Source organism: Aeromicrobium ginsengisoli, from assembly GCF_004134905.2.
Taxonomy (GTDB): domain Bacteria; phylum Actinomycetota; class Actinomycetes; order Propionibacteriales; family Nocardioidaceae; genus Aeromicrobium; species Aeromicrobium ginsengisoli.
On record NZ_SDPQ02000001.1, the window covers coordinates 1327088 to 1343743 of the forward strand.

Annotated in this window: 17 protein-coding genes; 5 read left to right on the top strand and 12 right to left on the bottom strand. The window is 68.5% G+C overall.

From position 1 onward, the window contains the following. Positions 1 to 34: 34 nt before the first annotated feature. The 4 genes from ESP70_RS06620 to ESP70_RS20055 all read right to left on the bottom strand — a co-directional run bounded on the left by ESP70_RS06620 (position 35) and on the right by ESP70_RS20055 (position 4428). Positions 35 to 904 (bottom strand): TatD family hydrolase, encoded by an 870-nt coding sequence (locus ESP70_RS06620; protein ID WP_149688484.1) that lies wholly within the window; start codon positions 902 to 904, stop codon positions 35 to 37. Beyond that, entirely contained in the window at positions 901 to 2481 is a 1581-nt protein-coding gene (metG, locus tag ESP70_RS06625; RefSeq protein ID WP_149688485.1) for a methionine--tRNA ligase, read from the bottom strand. Before metG ends, ESP70_RS06620 begins: the two co-directional genes overlap by 4 nt. Before the next feature lie 32 nt (positions 2482 to 2513). Next, positions 2514 to 3341 carry a 16S rRNA (cytidine(1402)-2'-O)-methyltransferase gene (gene rsmI, locus ESP70_RS06630; RefSeq protein WP_149688486.1) on the bottom strand — a complete coding sequence of 276 codons (828 nt, stop codon included), beginning with the start codon at positions 3339 to 3341 and terminating at the stop codon, positions 2514 to 2516. Between the two features lie 142 nt (positions 3342 to 3483). Next, positions 3484 to 4428, bottom strand: a complete 945-nt coding sequence (locus ESP70_RS20055; RefSeq protein WP_188110520.1) for a hypothetical protein — start codon at positions 4426 to 4428, stop codon at positions 3484 to 3486. Positions 4429 to 4617: 189 nt separating this feature from the next. Here ESP70_RS20055 and ESP70_RS20060 point away from each other — a divergent pair, with 189 nt between their 5' ends. The 4 genes from ESP70_RS20060 to ESP70_RS06650 all read left to right on the top strand — a co-directional run bounded on the left by ESP70_RS20060 (position 4618) and on the right by ESP70_RS06650 (position 8805). After that, complete coding sequence (locus ESP70_RS20060; protein WP_188110521.1) at positions 4618 to 6156, top strand: dolichyl-phosphate-mannose--protein mannosyltransferase; 1539 nt, start codon at positions 4618 to 4620, stop codon at positions 6154 to 6156. A gap of 114 nt (positions 6157 to 6270) precedes the next feature. After that, entirely contained in the window at positions 6271 to 7563 is a 1293-nt protein-coding gene (locus ESP70_RS06640; protein WP_149688488.1) for a PKD domain-containing protein, read from the top strand. A gap of 76 nt (positions 7564 to 7639) precedes the next feature. Further along, positions 7640 to 8380 (top strand): MotA/TolQ/ExbB proton channel family protein, encoded by a 741-nt coding sequence (locus tag ESP70_RS06645; protein ID WP_149688489.1) that lies wholly within the window; start codon positions 7640 to 7642, stop codon positions 8378 to 8380. Continuing rightward, positions 8377 to 8805, top strand: a complete 429-nt coding sequence (locus ESP70_RS06650; protein WP_149688490.1) for a DUF2149 domain-containing protein — start codon at positions 8377 to 8379, stop codon at positions 8803 to 8805. Before ESP70_RS06645 ends, ESP70_RS06650 begins: the two co-directional genes overlap by 4 nt. A gap of 88 nt (positions 8806 to 8893) precedes the next feature. On the opposite strand, the gene ESP70_RS06655 is transcribed toward ESP70_RS06650, so the two are convergent. The 6 genes from ESP70_RS06655 to ESP70_RS06680 all read right to left on the bottom strand — a co-directional run bounded on the left by ESP70_RS06655 (position 8894) and on the right by ESP70_RS06680 (position 13458). Beyond that, complete coding sequence (locus ESP70_RS06655; protein WP_149688491.1) at positions 8894 to 9484, bottom strand: TetR/AcrR family transcriptional regulator; 591 nt, start codon at positions 9482 to 9484, stop codon at positions 8894 to 8896. Beyond that, complete coding sequence (locus ESP70_RS06660; RefSeq protein WP_149688492.1) at positions 9481 to 10659, bottom strand: NAD(P)/FAD-dependent oxidoreductase; 1179 nt, start codon at positions 10657 to 10659, stop codon at positions 9481 to 9483. The genes ESP70_RS06655 and ESP70_RS06660 overlap by 4 nt, the downstream gene beginning before the upstream one ends. Further along, entirely contained in the window at positions 10660 to 10827 is a 168-nt protein-coding gene (locus ESP70_RS06665; RefSeq protein ID WP_056212108.1) for a rubredoxin, read from the bottom strand. After that, positions 10824 to 11057: a rubredoxin gene (locus tag ESP70_RS06670; protein WP_149688493.1), complete on the bottom strand. Its 234-nt coding sequence runs from the start codon at positions 11055 to 11057 to the stop codon at positions 10824 to 10826. The genes ESP70_RS06665 and ESP70_RS06670 overlap by 4 nt, the downstream gene beginning before the upstream one ends. 76 nt (positions 11058 to 11133) lie before the next feature. Further along, positions 11134 to 12348 (bottom strand): alkane 1-monooxygenase, encoded by a 1215-nt coding sequence (locus ESP70_RS06675; protein WP_149688494.1) that lies wholly within the window; start codon positions 12346 to 12348, stop codon positions 11134 to 11136. Positions 12349 to 12429: 81 nt separating this feature from the next. Next, positions 12430 to 13458 carry an acyltransferase family protein gene (locus tag ESP70_RS06680; RefSeq protein WP_188110522.1) on the bottom strand — a complete coding sequence of 343 codons (1029 nt, stop codon included), beginning with the start codon at positions 13456 to 13458 and terminating at the stop codon, positions 12430 to 12432. An 87-nt stretch (positions 13459 to 13545) separates the two neighbouring features. Between ESP70_RS06680 and ESP70_RS06685 the strand changes: the two genes are divergently transcribed. Next, a complete protein-coding gene (locus ESP70_RS06685) occupies positions 13546 to 14844 on the top strand; it encodes a glycosyltransferase 87 family protein (RefSeq protein WP_188110523.1) in 1299 nt (432 codons plus the stop codon). On the opposite strand, the gene ESP70_RS06690 is transcribed toward ESP70_RS06685, so the two are convergent. Both ESP70_RS06690 and ESP70_RS06695 read right to left on the bottom strand, forming a co-directional pair. Beyond that, positions 14819 to 15718 carry a type II secretion system F family protein gene (locus tag ESP70_RS06690; protein WP_149688497.1) on the bottom strand — a complete coding sequence of 300 codons (900 nt, stop codon included), beginning with the start codon at positions 15716 to 15718 and terminating at the stop codon, positions 14819 to 14821. The genes ESP70_RS06685 and ESP70_RS06690 overlap by 26 nt on opposite strands. Before the next feature lies 1 nt (position 15719). Continuing rightward, positions 15720 to 16655 (bottom strand): type II secretion system F family protein, encoded by a 936-nt coding sequence (locus tag ESP70_RS06695; RefSeq protein ID WP_223148621.1) that lies wholly within the window; start codon positions 16653 to 16655, stop codon positions 15720 to 15722. Position 16656: the final 1 nt, after the last annotated feature.

Here is a 16656-nt window from a genome sequence, read left to right on the forward strand (position 1 = left end):
CCGACTTTCAACCATACGGATGCCCCTTCCTGGGTCAAATTCTGTGAGGCCAGTCACCACCGAATGCAGAAACCGTGTTCGCATCGATGTTCCGACACATTTCCTCGACCGTTTTGCCTGCAATTCCAGCCATGAACCGAACCGTGAGCGGAATCAGGAACGAGGCGTTCGGGCTTCCGCGATGCGGTGTCGGTGTGAGGAAAGGCGCATCGGTCTCGACAAGGATACGGTCCGGCGGCGTGATACGAAGCGCTTCGCGCAGGTTCTCAGCGTTCTTGAAGGTCACGGTGCCGGCGAACGAGAGGTAGGCCCCGCGGTCGAGGCACTCCCGCGCGAACGCCGCATCGCCGGAGAAGCAGTGCATCACGGTACGTTCTGGCGTGCCCTCGTCGTCGAGCACCTTGAGCACGTCGTCGTGGGCGTCGCGGTCGTGGATCACCAGCGTCTTGTCGTGCCGCTTGGCCATGCGGATGTGCTCGCGGAACGACACGTGCTGCGCCTCGCGGCCGCTCTCGCCGGTCCGGAAGTAGTCGAGCCCGGTCTCCCCGACGGCCCGCACGTGCGGCGACTGCGCCAGCGCGTTGATCTCGGCGAGCGCGTCGTCGAGGTCACCCTGCTCGGCGTGCTTGGGCGCCTCGTTGGGATGCAGCGCGACTGCGGCAACCACCGAGTCGTACGCCGTGGCGGTCTCGACCGCCCAGCGTGAGCCCTCGAGGTCGCAGCCCACCTGGACGATGCGGGTCACCCCGACGGCGGCCGCCCGGTCGAGCGCCTCGTCGACCGGGATCAGCAGCCCCCCCTCGACCCCTTTGGCGTACGCCCGGTGGTCGAGGTGACAGTGGTTGTCGACGACCGGCGACGGCAGCGGCTCCGGAGCCTCGGGCCAGCCCTCGGTGACCGTCACTCGGCCGCGGCCTCGATGCGGGGGAACAGCGACGCCGGCTTGGTGATCGTCGCTCCGACGGGCAGCTGGCTCCACGCGGCGACCGCGTCGATCCGCTGGTCGGCCAGCGCGCCCAAGGTCGGCTCCGCACCGAGCGAGTCCCACAGCACCGCCGATGCCTTGGGCATCACGGGGTTGAGCAGCACCGCGAGAACCCTCAGGCCCTCGGCGGCGGTCGCCAGGATCGTCGCGAGCCGGTCGCCGGCTGACTCGTCCTTGGCGACCTGCCACGGCGCCTGCTCGGTGAGGTAGCCGTTGAGCTCGTCGACGATCTGCCAGACCGCGGACAACGCGTCCTGCGGCGCCACGGCCTCGATCGCGGCGTCCGCCTCGGCGACGGCCTCGGCGACGAGGTCGATGACCTTCTGCTCAGCAGCGGTCGTCTCGCCGGCTGCCGGCAGCAACCCGTCGAAGTACTTGCCGATCATCGCCGCCACCCGGGAGGCGAGGTTGCCGAACCCATTGGCGAGCTCTGCGTGATAGCGGGCGTGCATGTCCTCCCACGAGATCGACCCGTCGCTGCCGAACGTCAGAGCCCGCGCGAAGTAGTAGCGGTAGGCGTCGGAGCCGAACGTGTCGACGATCTCGTCGGGGCGGATGCCGTTGGCCTTGGACTTGGACATCTTCTGCCCGCCGACGAGGATCCAGCCGTGCGCGAACACCTGGTGCGGCACGGGCTGCCCGGCGGCCATCAGCATCGCCGGCCAGATCACGGCGTGGAACCGGGCGATGTCCTTGCCGACAATGTGGATGTTGGCGGGCCACAGCTCCTTGAAGCGTTCGTCGTCGACGCCGTAGCCCGCGGCCGTCACATAGTTGAGCAGCGCCTCGATCCACACGTACATGACGTGCTTGTCGTCCCACGGCACCTGGATGCCCCAGTCGAACGTCGACCGCGAGATCGACAGGTCGCGCAGCCCGCGCGAGACGAACGAGATGAGCTCGTTGCGCACCGACTCGGGCTGGATGAAGTCGGGGTTGGCGTCGTAGAAGTCGAGCAGCTTCTGCTGGTAGTCGCTCAGCCGGAAGAAGTAGTTCTCCTCCGTCATGTGCTCGACCCGGCTGCCGTCGAGCTTGGAGACCTTGAAGCCCTCGTCGTCGCCCTCGCCGTCGGCCACGTCGTCGTCACCGACGAACTCCTCGGCGCCCACGCTGTAGTAGCCGCTGAACGAGCCTTTGTAGACCGCGTCGCGCTCGTAGAGCGCCTGCCAGAACGCCTTGGACCCGTCGATGTGCCGCTGCTCCGTCGTGCGGATGTAGTCGTCGTTGGCGATGTCGATCGTCTCGAGGAGCGGCTTCCACTCCTCCTCGACGAGCTTGTCGACCCAGTCCTGCGGGGACACGCCGTTCTGGTCGGCCTTGCGGAGGACCTTCTGGCCGTGCTCGTCGGTGCCCGTCAGGTACCAGACGCTCTCGCCGCGCTGCCGGTGCCAGCGCGTGATGATGTCACCCATGACCGTCGTGTAGCCGTGCCCGATGTGGGGCGCGTCGTTGACGTAGTAGATCGGCGTGGTGACGTAGAACGTGGAATCTGACACGCCCTCAATCCTAGGGCGTGGCCTCCGGTGCCCTACGAGTGCGCAGCGTCGTAGACGTCCTTCTTGCGTACGCCCGTCTCGCCCGCGACCTGCTCGATCGCATCCTTGCGGCTGAGCCCTTCGGCCTGGCGGGCGGCGACGAGCTCCCGCAGGTCTCCCGGCCCGTACGTCCGGGTGTCCGGAGCGGCCCCGCCGACGACGATCGTCACCTCGCCGCGCACACCCTGCTCCTGGCCGGCCGCCCAGTCGACGAGCTCGGTGAGGGTGCCACGGGCCACCTCCTCGTACGTCTTGGTGAGCTCACGGCACACCGCGGCCGACCGGTCGGCGCCGAGCACCTCGGCCATCGCCCGCAGCGACGCCTCGGTGCGGTGCGGCGACTCGAAGAACACCATCGTGCGGCGCTCGGTGAGCAGCTCGGTCAGCGCGCGCGTACGTTCGCCGGCCTTGCGGGGCAGGAACCCCTCGAAGCAGAACCGGTCGACCGGCAGCCCCGACACCGCGAGCGCGGTCAGCACCGCCGAGGGGCCGGGGATCGCCGTCACCGCGACATCGGCGGCGATCGCCGCGACGACCAGCCGGTAGCCGGGATCGGACACGCTCGGCATACCCGCATCGGTCACGAGGACCACGGTCGAGCCGTCTGCCAGCAGCGCGGCGAGCTCAGGGGTGCGGCGCTCCTCGTTGCCCTCGAAGTAGGACACGATCCGCCCGCCGATCTCCACACCGAGCTCCGACGCGAGTCGTTTGAGGCGGCGGGTGTCCTCCGCGGCCACGACGTCGGCCGTCGCCAGTGCCTCGCCGAGCCGGCCGCTGGCGTCGGCGACCTGGCCGATCGGGGTCGCCGCGAGGATGAGCATGCGGCCAGCATGTCAGGTTCCCTCGGGCGGTGGATTCGCCACACATAGGCGGCACCGCCATTTCGTCGGTGGCGATTCCACCTATTGCGGGCTCATACGGTGGAAGATCCACCGCCGAGGGGGACGTTGACGCGACGAGGTCTCAGGCTGCAAGAGGCATGGGCACCGGGCGCCTGAAGAGCGACTGCCAGTGCCGGCCGAACTCTGGCGCCGGTCCCGCATAGCCCCGCGCCACCAGAGCGCGATGCACCTCGAGCACGAGCGACCGGGGGTGACGCAGCTTGCGTTGAGTCACCTGGACGTACTCCCAGCCGTCCTTCCGGAACCCCGCGTACCGATCGATGTCGCCCTCGAACTGGTCGACGTCGAACGCGTGCTGCCGCCCTTCGTACTCGATGAGCAGCTTCCACAGCAGATAGACGAGGTCACCGCAACCCAGGAAGACACCGTCGTCATCCACGACATCGAGGTTGACGGCCGGGCGGGGCAACCCGGCGAACTCGAGCACGACCCTCGTCTCGGACTCAGTGAGCGACCGGGAGCCGGCATCCAGCAGGGGCAGCACCGCGTTGGCGGCTCCGGCACCGGGTCGCCATGGATCGGCGTGGATGCGCGACAGCAGCGACCCGATGGTCACGTGTTGACGATGCAGCAGCCAGTCCCCGATCTTCACGAGGTCGATCGTCCGAAGCGTCGAGGCAGCTCCGACGTAGGCCGCCTCGACGCACACCCCTGCAGAGCCCGCCGGCGGCATCGCCACGGTTCGATGCAGGAAGATGCCGGGCACGTCGAGGTGCAGGTCGCGACCGACCGTGAAGTGGAGTGGACTGCTCGGACCGTAGTCGAGGCCCAGGCGACGGAGCCGCGTCAGGTGACTGGCGCGCGCGTCATCAGGGAGTGCTGCCTCCGCCGCATCGATGAGCTGCAGGGCGGACAGGGGCGTACCCACCACGGTGTAGACCGCAGGGAACAGCGCCTCGAACCGCGGGTGCTCGAGCATCCGCGGCGTGATGCCGGCGCTCAACGCCTCGTGACGACTGAAGGCGCGGCCTTGCAGATGGGTGGGCAGGGGTCGAGGCGTACGCATCCATCGATCACAGCCGGACGGTGCTGCCTCAACCAGGTACGAGCCGTCGGTTGTGGACACTCCCGGCCGATTCGCCGCCTGTGCATCGGTGAGCATTCCACCGTTTCGCGGCTCATACGGTGGATCCTGCACCGACCAGCCCTGAAGGTGGAGAATCCACCTCTCAGGGCGCTCCCCTACGCTTGGCGCGTGACGTTGCTGGCGAAGGTCTCCGACCGCGCATGGGGATGGATCGGGCCGATCGCCGTCACACTTCTCGCGTTCGTGCTGCGGGTCTGGAACGTCGGCAGGCCCCGCATCCTGATGTTCGACGAGACCTACTACGCCAAGGATGCGTGGTCGCTCCTCCAGCACGGCTACGTCCAGGACTTCACCGAGAACGCCAACCAGGAGATCCAGAGCGGCCGCACCACCGGGCTGATGACCGGCGACCCGACGTGGATCGTGCACCCCGACGGCGGCAAGTGGATCATCGCGATCGGCGAGAAGATCTTCGGGCTCGATGCGTTCGGCTGGCGCATCGCCGCGGTCGTGATCGGGTCGCTGACCGTGCTGGTGCTCGCCCGGCTGGTCCGCCGCATGACCGGCTCGACGATCATGGGCTGCGTCGCCGGACTGCTGCTGACGTTCGACGGGCTGCACTTCGTGATGTCGCGGGTTGCCCTGCTCGACGTCTTCCTCGCGTTCTGGGTCGTCTGCGGCGTGGCGTGCATCGTCGCCGACCGCGACTGGATCCGCGACCGGCTCGGCCGCTACCGCGCGTTCCGGCCGTGGCAGCTCGCCGCCGGCGTGTGCTTCGGCATGGCGTGCGGCACGAAGTGGAACGGGATCTTCGTCCTCGCCGCGTTCGGCCTCATGGCGGTGATCTGGGAGGTGCTCGCCCGCAAGCGCGGCCACGACCCGGCGGCGCGGTCCAACGGCTGGGTCGTCACGACTCTGCGGGTGGGCGTGCCGGCGTTCGCCTCGATCGTGCTGCTCGCCGGCATCGTCTACCTCGCGACCTGGACCGGCTTCTTGATCCACCATCATGCGTACGAGGCGAGGTTCGGCCACGGCTACGGCGAGTCGTCGGCGCCCTGGGGGGCATATGTCGACAAGCCGACCCCGGGCTTCCTCGGCGAGACCCGCGACGCGTTCCGGTCGCTGTGGCACTTCCACGTCATGAACTGGAACTTCTCGGCACACGAGCTCGACAGCGCCAAGCCGCACCCGTACGAGTCGAACCCGATCGGCTGGCTCGTGATGGAGCGCCCCGTCGTCATGGAGTACAAGGGCAACTTCCCGCTCTCGGACTGCCACCCCGCGCCTGGCGGGTCATGCGTCCGCGAGGTGACGATCATGGGCAACCCGATCATCTGGTGGTCCGGCGCGCTGGCCCTGCTGGCGTCACTGGCCGCCTGGATCGTCACCCGGAGCTGGCGCTGGGGCGTCCCGGTCGTCGCCGTGCTGGTCAGCTGGCTGCCGTGGTTCTTCTTCACGGCCCGGCCGATCTTCTCCTACTACGCCGTGGCGATGATCCCGTTCACGATCATCGCGATCGTGCTGGTCATCAACGAGCTCGCCAGCGCCGCCGCGACCCCGCGGCACCGCTATGTCGTCGGCCTGTTCACGGGCGTGTTCCTGACCGCCGTTGTGGTGTCGTTCTGGTTCTTCCACCCGGTCCTGACCGGCAAGATCATCCCGTACGACTCGTGGCACGCCCGCATGTGGTTCGACCGCTGGATCTAGGGCGTTGGTCTGGACGCCATCTGGAGTTCGTACGATCAATCCTCCGAGGATGAGCGCGAGACCCTTTCGCACTTCATACTTGATAGTCGACGACGATCTCTGGAGGGAGAGCCCGTGAGGAGTCTGCTGTCCGCACCGCGGCCGCGACGCCGTGCTGCGCTGGCGGCGGTGCTCTCGATCATCGCGGTGCCCCTCGTGGCGGCGTCGACCGCCGAGGCGGCGGACGCCTGCGATCCGGCGCAGGCCTGCGTCATCGTCAAGGTCGTCTCGACGTCGGACGGCAAGGGCACGACGCTGGAGACCCGCTACTTCAACGCGAGCGAGCTCCAGGCCTGGGGCGACGGCCTCGTCACGGCCCCGCCCTATCTCACTCGCGGCCAGAGCGGGAAGGTCTCGCCTCGGCCCCGGCCCGCCACAGCCCTGCCTCTCCGCACCCTGCTCTCGTCGCCGGTGTTCACGAAGGATCCCGAGACTGCTGTGACGTTCTCCGAGTCCAACGGCACCTCCGCGCCGACGGTGCTCGACAAGCCCGACTTCAGCGACCCCGCGACGGCGACCGACAAGGACCCATATCCCTTCCTGGACGACCTGCAGCCCGCGCTCTACGTCACGGGCACCGGACAGATCGGTTACGTCCGGCCGCTGCGCGACGAGGATGACGTCAACTCCACCGACCAGTTCAAGGTCGACCCGGGCAGCAGCGTCACGCTCACGATCCACACCACCGGCAAGCTGCTCCAACCCGTCGCCCACGCCAGCAGCACGTCGGTCGACACCAAGGCGACCGTCTCGTTCTCCACGACGTACGCCCAGAAGTTGCGCACCAACATCATCAAGTGGCGCTGGACCTTCGGCGACGGCGAGACGCTGCACTCCGCCCAGGAGAAGCCGACCCACCGCTACGCCACCAAGGGCACCTATCCGGTGTTCGTCGAGGTGCGCGGCACTGACGGCTCGTACGGGCGATCGGCGCCCATCGAGATGAAGGTCGCCAAGCCGCCCAAGCCGCCGAAGACCAGCGGGGGCGGCGGCACAGGTGGCGGCACGGGTGGCGGCGGCACCGGCGGTGGCTACATCCCGCCCTACATCCCCGCTCCCCCGAGCATCGACAACCCGCCATCGGTCGACAAACCGCCGACGACCGACCAGCCGACCACGCCGGTCGACGACGGGCTCCAGGAGGTCGAGGGCTTCGTGCTCGCCGGCGCCGGGGCCGAGCAGGGCGAGAGCATTCCCGGCACGCAGGCCCAGCCGCAGCCGACCAAGGCCAGTGAGCTGTCCACCAGCCGCAAGATCAGCGGAGCTGTGATCGGCGGCCTCGCCGTCATCCTGCTGCTGGGACTCGGCGCCGAGATCGAGACACGATGGGCCAGCACGAGGCTGGCCCACCTGAGGAGACGTACATGAGCGAGCGCAGCGAGCGAACAATTCAAGCAATCATGCCGGCGCATCCGTACCGTGCCTTTCCTACGGAGGCTCCGGCATGACCGACGGCATCTACAGCATCATCTTCCACGTCGCGGAGGCGCTGGAGCTCCCGGTGGTGATCCTCGCGCTGCTGGCGCTGGCCGCCGTGCTCGTGGAGACGGGGATGTTCATCGTCGAGCTGGTCAAGCGCCGCCGCCGTACGTTCACCGCGCTGGCCCGCTCCGGCGCATCGGCCCGCGAGGCCGTCGACGCCGGGCGTACGACCGAGGCGTCCGCGTTGCTGCAGACCGTGGCGTGGAGCAGTGCCGTCGGTGCCGCGTTCAGCGTCATCGTCAAGGAGGTCGGCAAGACCGGCGCCGACACCCGCATCGCCAAGGAGCTCGCCGACTTCGACTTCTCCCGGCAGGGCCGCCTGTCCCGCACGCGCCTGCTGGTGCGCGTCGGCCCGGCGCTCGGCCTGATGGGCACGTTGATCCCCCTGGCGCCCGCGCTCGACGGCCTCGCCCGCGGCGACGTCGACGCGCTCACCGAGAACCTGCGGCTCGCGTTCTCGATCACGGTGCTCGGCATCCTGATCGGCGTGCTCGCCCTCGGCCTGTCGCTCGTACGCGAGCGGCTCTACGGCCAGGACTTCTCCGATCTCGAGTACATCGCTGCGGTGCTCACCGACGACGGCACGGGCGCCTCAGCGGTCAACCCGGTGCCGACGAAGCCGACGCCGGCCGCGACGCTGCGCGATCCCGCACCGCTGACGCCCAAGGCCGACCTGCCGCCGCTGACGGAGACCACCTCATGATCCACGTGACGCCTCGCGCCCGCATCTCCCGCGACAACGCCGGCGACCCGCTCGACGGCCTGGTCAACATGTTCGACATCGGCATCGTCCTCGCGGTCGCGTTCCTGCTGGCGGCGCTGTCGTCGCTCGGCCTCGAGGGCGCGGTCAGCGACAAGGGACTGGTCAAGCCCGCGCTCGGCGAGGTCACCACCAAGCCCGGCGAAGAGGTCAAGGATGTGCCGCCCAACGGCACCAAGACGGTCGGCCGCGGCACACCTGTCGGCACGGTCTATCGCCTCGCCGACGGCCGCCTCGTCTACGTCACGCAGGACGCCGCAGGCAGTACGACGGCGACGCCCTCGCCGTCCGACGCGACGCCGAGCGTGCCGACACCGAGCACCCCGACCGTCCCGACGCCGAGCTTCCCGACGACGCCGACGCCTTAGTCACCCTGCGGCGGTGGATCTTCCACCGTTTGAGCTCCCACAAGGTGGAGAAGTCACCGCTGCGACCCAAAGGTGGAGAATCCACCGCTCAGGCGCCGGCACCCTTCAACGCGAGCCCGGTGATCCAGGCGATCTCGGCGGCGGCCTCCCGGGCCGGCTTCGAGGGGCGGGTGATCGCCGACAGCACGAGGCGTACGACAACCTCGACCGCGACCTCGAGCTCGTCGTCGGTGAACGGCGTCGGCGGATAGAGGTCATCGACGCACTGCTTTACGACCTCTACGGCAGCCTCGACGATCTCGCCGGACTCCGTCGTCAGGATCTGCAGGAAGTCGGCGTCCTGCTCCTCGGGCAGCGACGTGACGATCGTGCGGACCAGCAGGCTCTGCTCCCCCATCAGCAGGGCACCCTCGCAGGCCGCGCGGATGCCCTCGACGAGCGTCGTCTCCGCCGACATCCGATCGCGGACGACGTCGAGGAACCGAACCAGCTCACGCATCGCCAGCTGTTCGGCGAGCCCGTGCTTGTTGCCGAACTCGTTGTAGACGGTCTGCCGGCTCACGCCCGCCCGCTCGCCGATGCGAGCCATCGTGACGCTCGACCAGCCGGTGTCCTCGATCATGGCCTGCGCGGCATCAAGCAGCCGCTCGCGGACCGGCGCGACGGCGGTGGTCGTCATGATTCGGCCCCCAGCACGTCCTCGAGACGCTGACCGGCAGCGATCCACTTCTCGGCGGCCCGGATGTCGCGCGGCCGGCCGATCCCGACGGCACCGCGTACGACGCCCTCGTCCAGCAGGTAGGCGATGAAGTCCCGGTCGTCCAGTGAGCCGTGCACCACGAGCTCGTGGGACGTCTCGGGCCACCCGGTCACCTGCAGGTTGTGGCCGTACTGGTCCGACCAGCACCACGGCACCTCGACGAACGGCTCCTCAGCGCCCGCCATGACCTTGCCGATCGCACTCCCGTGATTCTGCGCGCCCTGCCAGTGCTCGACGCGGTGCCGGCCGCCGAGCACGCCGTTGGGCTGGTTGGCGACATCGCCGGCCGCGAACACGTCGGGCGCCGACGTGCGGCCGAACGCGTCGACCACGATGCCGTTGGCGACCTGGATGCCGGCCGCCTCGGCGAGCTCGACGTTGGGCTCCATGCCGACGGCGACCACGACGACCTTCGCCGACCACGTACGCCCGTCCGTCGCGCGTACGACCGTCTCGCCGCCTTCATCTTCGATCGACGCCACCTCGACGCCGGTGTGCAGATCGGTGCCCTCGCTCTTGTGCAGGTCGACGTAGAGCTCGCCGAGCTCGGGCGGCAACAGGCGCGGCAGGGGCAACGCCGCCGTCTCCAGCAGCGTCACCTCGCAGCCGGTCGTCCGCGCGCTCGCGGCAATCTCGGAGCCGATGAGCCCGGCGCCGACGACGATCAGGTGGTGCCCAGGTGCGAGCTCGGACTGCAGGCTCGGCGCGTCGGCAAGACTGCGGAGCGTACGAATGCCGGAGGCCGACCAGGGGTTGCGCGCGCGTCCACCGGTCGCGAGCAGCAGCTGGTCGTAGCCGACCTCCTCGCCGTCAGCGAGGCGGACGACATGCGCGTCGACGTCGATCGCCTCGACCGTGACGCCGGTGCGCAGACTGACCGACTGCTGCTCGTACCACTCGGGCTTCTTGATGCGGATCTCGTCGGGCGTCTTCTCGCCGCGGACGATCTCCTTGGACACCGGAGGGCGGCGATAGGGCAGCTCGGGCTCGGCGCCCAGCAGGTCGATCTCACCCTCGTAGCCGCTGCGCCGCATCGCCGCGGCCGCGCTGACCCCGGCGATGCCAGCCCCGACGATGACCGTCCGGTGGGTCATTCAGACCAGCTCGAGCATCGTGAAGTCGGCCTTGGCGGCACCGCAGTCGGGGCACGTCCAGTCGTCGGGGATGTCCTCCCACTTGGTGCCCGGAGGGATGTCCTCCTCGGGCCAGCCCTCCGCCTCGTCGTAGATGAAGCCGCACTGCTGGCATTCCCAACGCTTCATGGCTTGTCTCCCTTGGCTCGGGTCTCGGCAGCGATGATGTTGCCGTCCTGGTCGTTGTGCTCGAACTCCTCGATCGGCAGGAAGTCGACCTGCTCACGTACGCCGCAGTCGGGGCACGTCCAGTCGGCGTCGATCTCCGCGAACGGCGTGCCGGCCGGCCAGCCCTCCCTCGGGTTGCCCTGCTCCTCGTCATACACGTACTCGCAGTTGGGGCAGATAAACAAGCTCATGCCGTCACCTCCACCAGAAGCCCACGATACGGAGGCGCCGGCATGACCACTTCATTGTTCACTCGCTGGCGCTGGCTCATGCTGCGACCTCCTCGTCCTTGCTCGTCCCGACGCCGTACCTCCGCACGTACGCCTCAGCGGTGCGCGGGTGCAGGTTGGCGCGGCCGATGTCGCCGTCGTAGTGACCGAGCACCCGCTGGTCCATGACCTTGCGCCACACCTGCGGGATCCAGGTCAGGACGATCATGCCTGCATAGCCCGTGGGCAGGACCGGCGCCTCCTTGAAGTCGCGCAGCGCCTGGTAGCGGCGGGTCGGGTTGGCGTGGTGGTCGCTGTGTCGCTGTAGGTGGTAGAGCAGCACGTTGGTGCCGATGTTGTTGGAGTTCCAGCTGTGGCTCGGGTTGACCCGCTCGTAGCGGCCGGAGTCGAGCTTGGCCCGTTTCATGCCGTAGTGCTCGAGGTAGTTGACCGACTCCAGCAGCCAGATGCCCGCTGCCGCCTGGATGACGAGGTAGGGCAGGATCTCCCAGCCGAACGCGATCGTCAGCCCGCCCCAGAGGACGACGGAGAACATCCAGGCGTTGAACAGGTCGTTCTTGATCGACCAGTGCGTCTTCTTCTGGCGCTCGAAGCGCTTCTTCTCCAGACCCCAGGCGCTCGTGAGGCTGCCGAGGATCGTGCGCGGCATGAACTCCCAGACGGTCTCGCCGAGGCGGCCGCTCGCCGGGTCCTCCGGAGTCGCGACGCGTACGTGGTGGCCGCGGTTGTGCTCGATGAAGAAGTGGCCGTAGAACGTCTGCGCGAGGGCGACGCGAGCGAACCAGCGCTCGTGCTCCTCCTTCTTGTGGCCGAGCTCGTGCGCGGTGTTGATGCCGATGCCGGCGACCATGCCGAGGCCCAGCGCAAGGCCGATCTTCTGCACGACGGTCAGCGGGTCGTCGATGCCGGGCAGTGTGCCACCGCCGAGCAGGAAGGCGCCCCAGATCAGGCCGGCGATCTGCACCGGGATGAACGCGTAGGTCACCCAGCGGTAGTAGCGGTCCTCCTCCAGCGCCTCGATCAGCTCGTCGGGCGGGTTGTTGGGGTCGAGACCGGCCAGCAGGTCGAACAGTGGGATCAGCACGAACACGAAGAACGGGCCGAAGAACCACACGATCGTCGCGCCGGTCCACGCGTAGAGCCCCCACATCATCAGCGGGATCAACGGGATGATCGCGCCCATGATCCACAGGTAGCGCTTCTTGTCGCGCCACTGGATGACCTGGCCGTCAACGGTTGCCTGGATCGTCATGCTGGTTTCCTCCTCGTACGCCTTGGGAGAGGCGCTTTACAAGAAGGTAGCAAATGTAAAGTCGAAGCGCAATGGTCCGATTCAGACGATGGCCTCGTCGGCCAGGCCGGTGACCGGACGGCTCTCCCCGAGCCGAGCGCGCAGCCTGGCCTGGAACGGTGCCAGCGCACGATGGAGGGCAAACGCGATGCCGAGCGACAGCGGACCCATCCAGAGCGACTGGATGGCGCCCCACAGCTCCTCCGTCAGCTGCAGCAGCGGGAAGTGGACGAGGTACCACTCGTACGACACGACGCCGACCGCCACCATGGGCCGCGAGGCGAGCGCCCGTGCCACCGGGCCGGAGGCGTCCGAGGCGATCGCGCCGATCACCAGCACGGCACCGACGACGGCGAGCGTGTACGGCAGCGCGTCCCACAGCACCGGGCCGACGCCGGCCCCGACCAGGACGAGCGTGAGGCCGAGCACCAGCACCGCTCCCGGTCGCCGGACCCGGCGACCGTCCAGCCAGTACAGACCCAGCGCACAGCCGATCAGCAGTCCCGACGGCCGGGCGACGAAGCTGCCGGGGACGAGGTAGATGAGGCCCTGCGTGACGACGCCCAGCACGCCGACCAGCGCTGCGCACTGCATCAGGGTGAGCCGGTCGCGGAAGAACTTCGCCAGCACGATCGGCCACAGGAGATAGAACCACTCCTCGAACGCGAGCGTCCACGTGTGGAAGAAGAACTGCCCGGTCAGCAAGGGTGTGAGGTAGAGCAGCGCGGCGATCGCGCCGACCAGCTCCCACCGACCCGCCACGACCACCGCAGCCGGCGTCATCACCACCACCGTCACGACCAGTGCGGGCATCAGCCGGATCGCGCGCCGGGCGTAGAACCGGCGACGGGAGAAGGTGCCCGCCCGCATCTGCTCGGCGACCAGGGCCGTGATGAGGAAGCCCGACAGCACGAAGAAGACGTCGACGCCGAGGACGCCGAACTCGAGCGGCCCTCGCTCGACCCCCGACGCATGGTGCAGCACCACGAGGACGATCGCCAGGGCGCGCAACCCGTCCAACGCCGGCAGATAGCCGAGTCGGGCCCGAGGGGCGGGGGTCGCTGCTGGCATCTCGTCACGATATGACCATCGCGCCGGCCGGAAGGCCCGAATGCGCAAAGCCGCACGCGCGCCCGCAGGCTCACCTACCGTGGGTTGGTGCACCGTGGAGGGCGTGAGTCGCGACCGTCGGACGTACCGGAGGCCGAGTCGTCGGCGCCGGTACGCGTAACGCTGCGCCAGACGCTGGGGCTGTGGCTGCTCTTCGCGCTGGTCCTGGCCTGGCCGTTCGTCCTCAACGCAGCGTGGGGCGTGCATGTGGGGTTCGGCGACGTGCACCTCTACCGGCTGTGGGCGCTCGACGGCGTCGAGCACGGGCGCTGGCCGGTGCTCGACTTCGACTGGATCTACCCGCTCGGAGCGCTGGTGCCGATCGCCCTGTTGTCACCGTGGGCCCATGACCAGATCTACGAGTCGCTCTTCATCGGGCTGACTCTGATGATGGTCGCCGTGATCATGATGGCGGTCCGTGACCGCATCGGCGTACGGGCAGCGGCGTGGTGGCTGCTGTTCTTCCTGCTGCTCGGCCCGGTCGCGATCTCTCGGCTCGACGGCATCGCCGCGGCGCTGGCAACCGTCGCGCTCCTCGTGATCGTCAGACGACCACGGCTGGCGACCGTCCTGGTGCTGGCCGCTGCCTGGGTCAAGGTGGCTCATGCAGCGTGGATGATCCCGCTCCTCGTCTGCTCGCGGCGCAGGCTCCGCGACGTCCTGGTGCCCGCACTCCTCATGACCTTCCTGATCGGCGCGATCGCCGTCGCCCTGGGCGCGCAGTCGCATCTGTTCAGCTTCGTCGACGGCCAGTCCGGCCGCCGCCTGCAGATCGAGTCGGTCGCCGCGACGCCGTTCCATCTGCTCAACGCGTTCGGACGACCCTCCGGGCTGTACGGCAACATCCAGCTGGCGGCCTGGGAGTTCATCGGTCCCGGCGCGACACGGGTCGCGCACATCCTCGACGTGCTGATGCCGGTCACCGTTCTGGCCGTCGGAGCGCTCACGCTGGCGGCCGTACGCCGCAGCCGCATGCCGAACCACGAGCTGCTGCTGCTGTCGCTGCTCGCGACCACGCTCGCGCTGCTGGTCTTCAACAAGGTGGGGTCGGCGCAGTACGTCGTGTGGCTCAGTTCCCCCGTCGTCGCGTCGTTCGCGCTCGGCGCCGACCGTGACCGGGTGTGGCGAACGATCCGCGGCCTGACGCTGGTGGTCGCCGCCGGGACGCAGCTCATCTATCCCATCGGCTACGACGCCTTGATCGACGGGGACGCCTGGGCGGTGGTCATCCTCGTCCTGCGCAACGCCGCACTGGTCGCTCTGCTGTTCGTCACGTGCCGGACCCTCTGGGCGGCAAGCCGCCCGGACCGCGCGGCTCTGTCTACTTCAACTGACCGAGATTGTTAGCGAGCTCGATGAACGCAGGTGCCAGCACGACGATGAAGAGCACCGGGAAGATGCACGTCATCAACGGGAACAGGATCTTGACCGGCACCCTGAGCGCTGTGGCCTCGGCGCGCGCCTTGCGGCGGAAGCGCATCTCCACGGACTGGTTGCGCACGACCGTCGCGATCGAGACGCCGTACTGCTCGGCCTGGGTGATCGCCTTGACGAAGCTGCGCAGGTCGTCGACGTCCGTACGGTCCGCGAGCGCCTGATAGGCCTCCCGCCGGCTCATGCCGAGCCGCATGTCCTGCACCGTGCGCACGATCTCGTCGGCCAGCGCGCCCTGCCGGCGCTCGCCGATGCGGGCGAAGGCCGATTCGAAGCCGAGCCCTGCCTCGATCGAGATCGTGACCTGGTCGAGCACGTCGGGCAGCTCGTGGAGTATCTCCAGCTGACGCGCCTCGGCCCGGTTCTTGACGAACACGTCCGGCAGGAAGAAGCACGCCACGACCAGCGCGATCCCGACCGCCCACATCATCTTTCCGCCGCCGTCCGAGACGAGCGTGAACAGGATGAGGAGTCCCACCAGCGCCAGCACCGGCTTGAGCACCAGGACCCGGCTCAGCGTCAGCCCTTCGGGACGGCCAGCGAGCATGATGTTGCGCTCGATCTTCGACACGGCGGCTGCCGAGGCCAGCACCTTCATGACGCCAGACCGGGCGCCATCGTGCGCCAGCAGTTCAGGTCCTGCGCTTTCAGCGGGGCCGCTCGAACGGCCCGAGGTGCTGACCACAAGCCGGGCCTTGACCGTCTTGTCGGTGCCACCGACGACTCCCAACGCGGACGCCAGGAGCAGGCACGCGCCGAGCATGAGCAGGATTCCGAGAGGCAGCATGTCAGAACTTCACATTCACGATCGCGCGCATCCACAACCCGCCGATGATGTAGAGCACCACTGAAGCGCCCAGCAACGCCCATCCGAGGCTGGTGCCGATCAGAGGCGCCATGTAACCCGCGTTGATCCAGTAGTAGAACGCGGCGAGGGCGATGGGCAGGATCATCAGCACGATCGCCGAGAGCTTGCCCTCGGCGGCCAAGGCGTTGACCTGCTCACGCAGCTGGTTGCGCTCGCGCATCGTCGCACCGACCCGGTCGAGCACCTCGTTGAGGTTGCCGCCGGTGTCGCGGTGGATCGCGACGGCTTCGGCCACCCACCGGAAGTCGTCGCTCGCCATCCGGTCTGCGGTCTGCTCGATGGCCACGACGAGATCCCGGCCGATGCGGTTCTCGTTGATGATCCGGGCGAACTCCTCAGCGGTCGGCGAGTCGGCGTCGCGCGCCACGGCGTCGAGCGCCTGCGGGAAGCTGAAGCCGGCCCGCAAGGCCGAGGCAATCATCTGGACGGTGTCGTCCAGCTGCTTGGTGAACAACGCACGTCGACGATCCGTCAGGATGAACAAGTAGACCTTGGCACCTACCGGCACCAACAGGGCCAGGACAAGCCCGAACCAGAACGATCCAGTGAGCAACGTGATGACCGACAGCACGCTCGCGGCGACGGCGGCCACGAGGACCACGACGTTGCCGGGCGTGATCCGCAGCCCAGCCAGTTCGAGCTCCTTGGCGCCGAACGGGGTCCAGGAGCTGCGGCGCAGCAGGTCGTCGACGCGCTCGACCAGCTGGTCCGACGAGAAGTTGAGGCCCGACTTCTGGTCGGTGCCGCCGAACGTACGGCGCGAGGCCGGGACACGGGAGACGGGCGCCGCGAGCACGGCGTAGGCCAGGGCCGCAATCGCGAGGAGGACACACACCCCTCCGGTCAGGATCAGCACG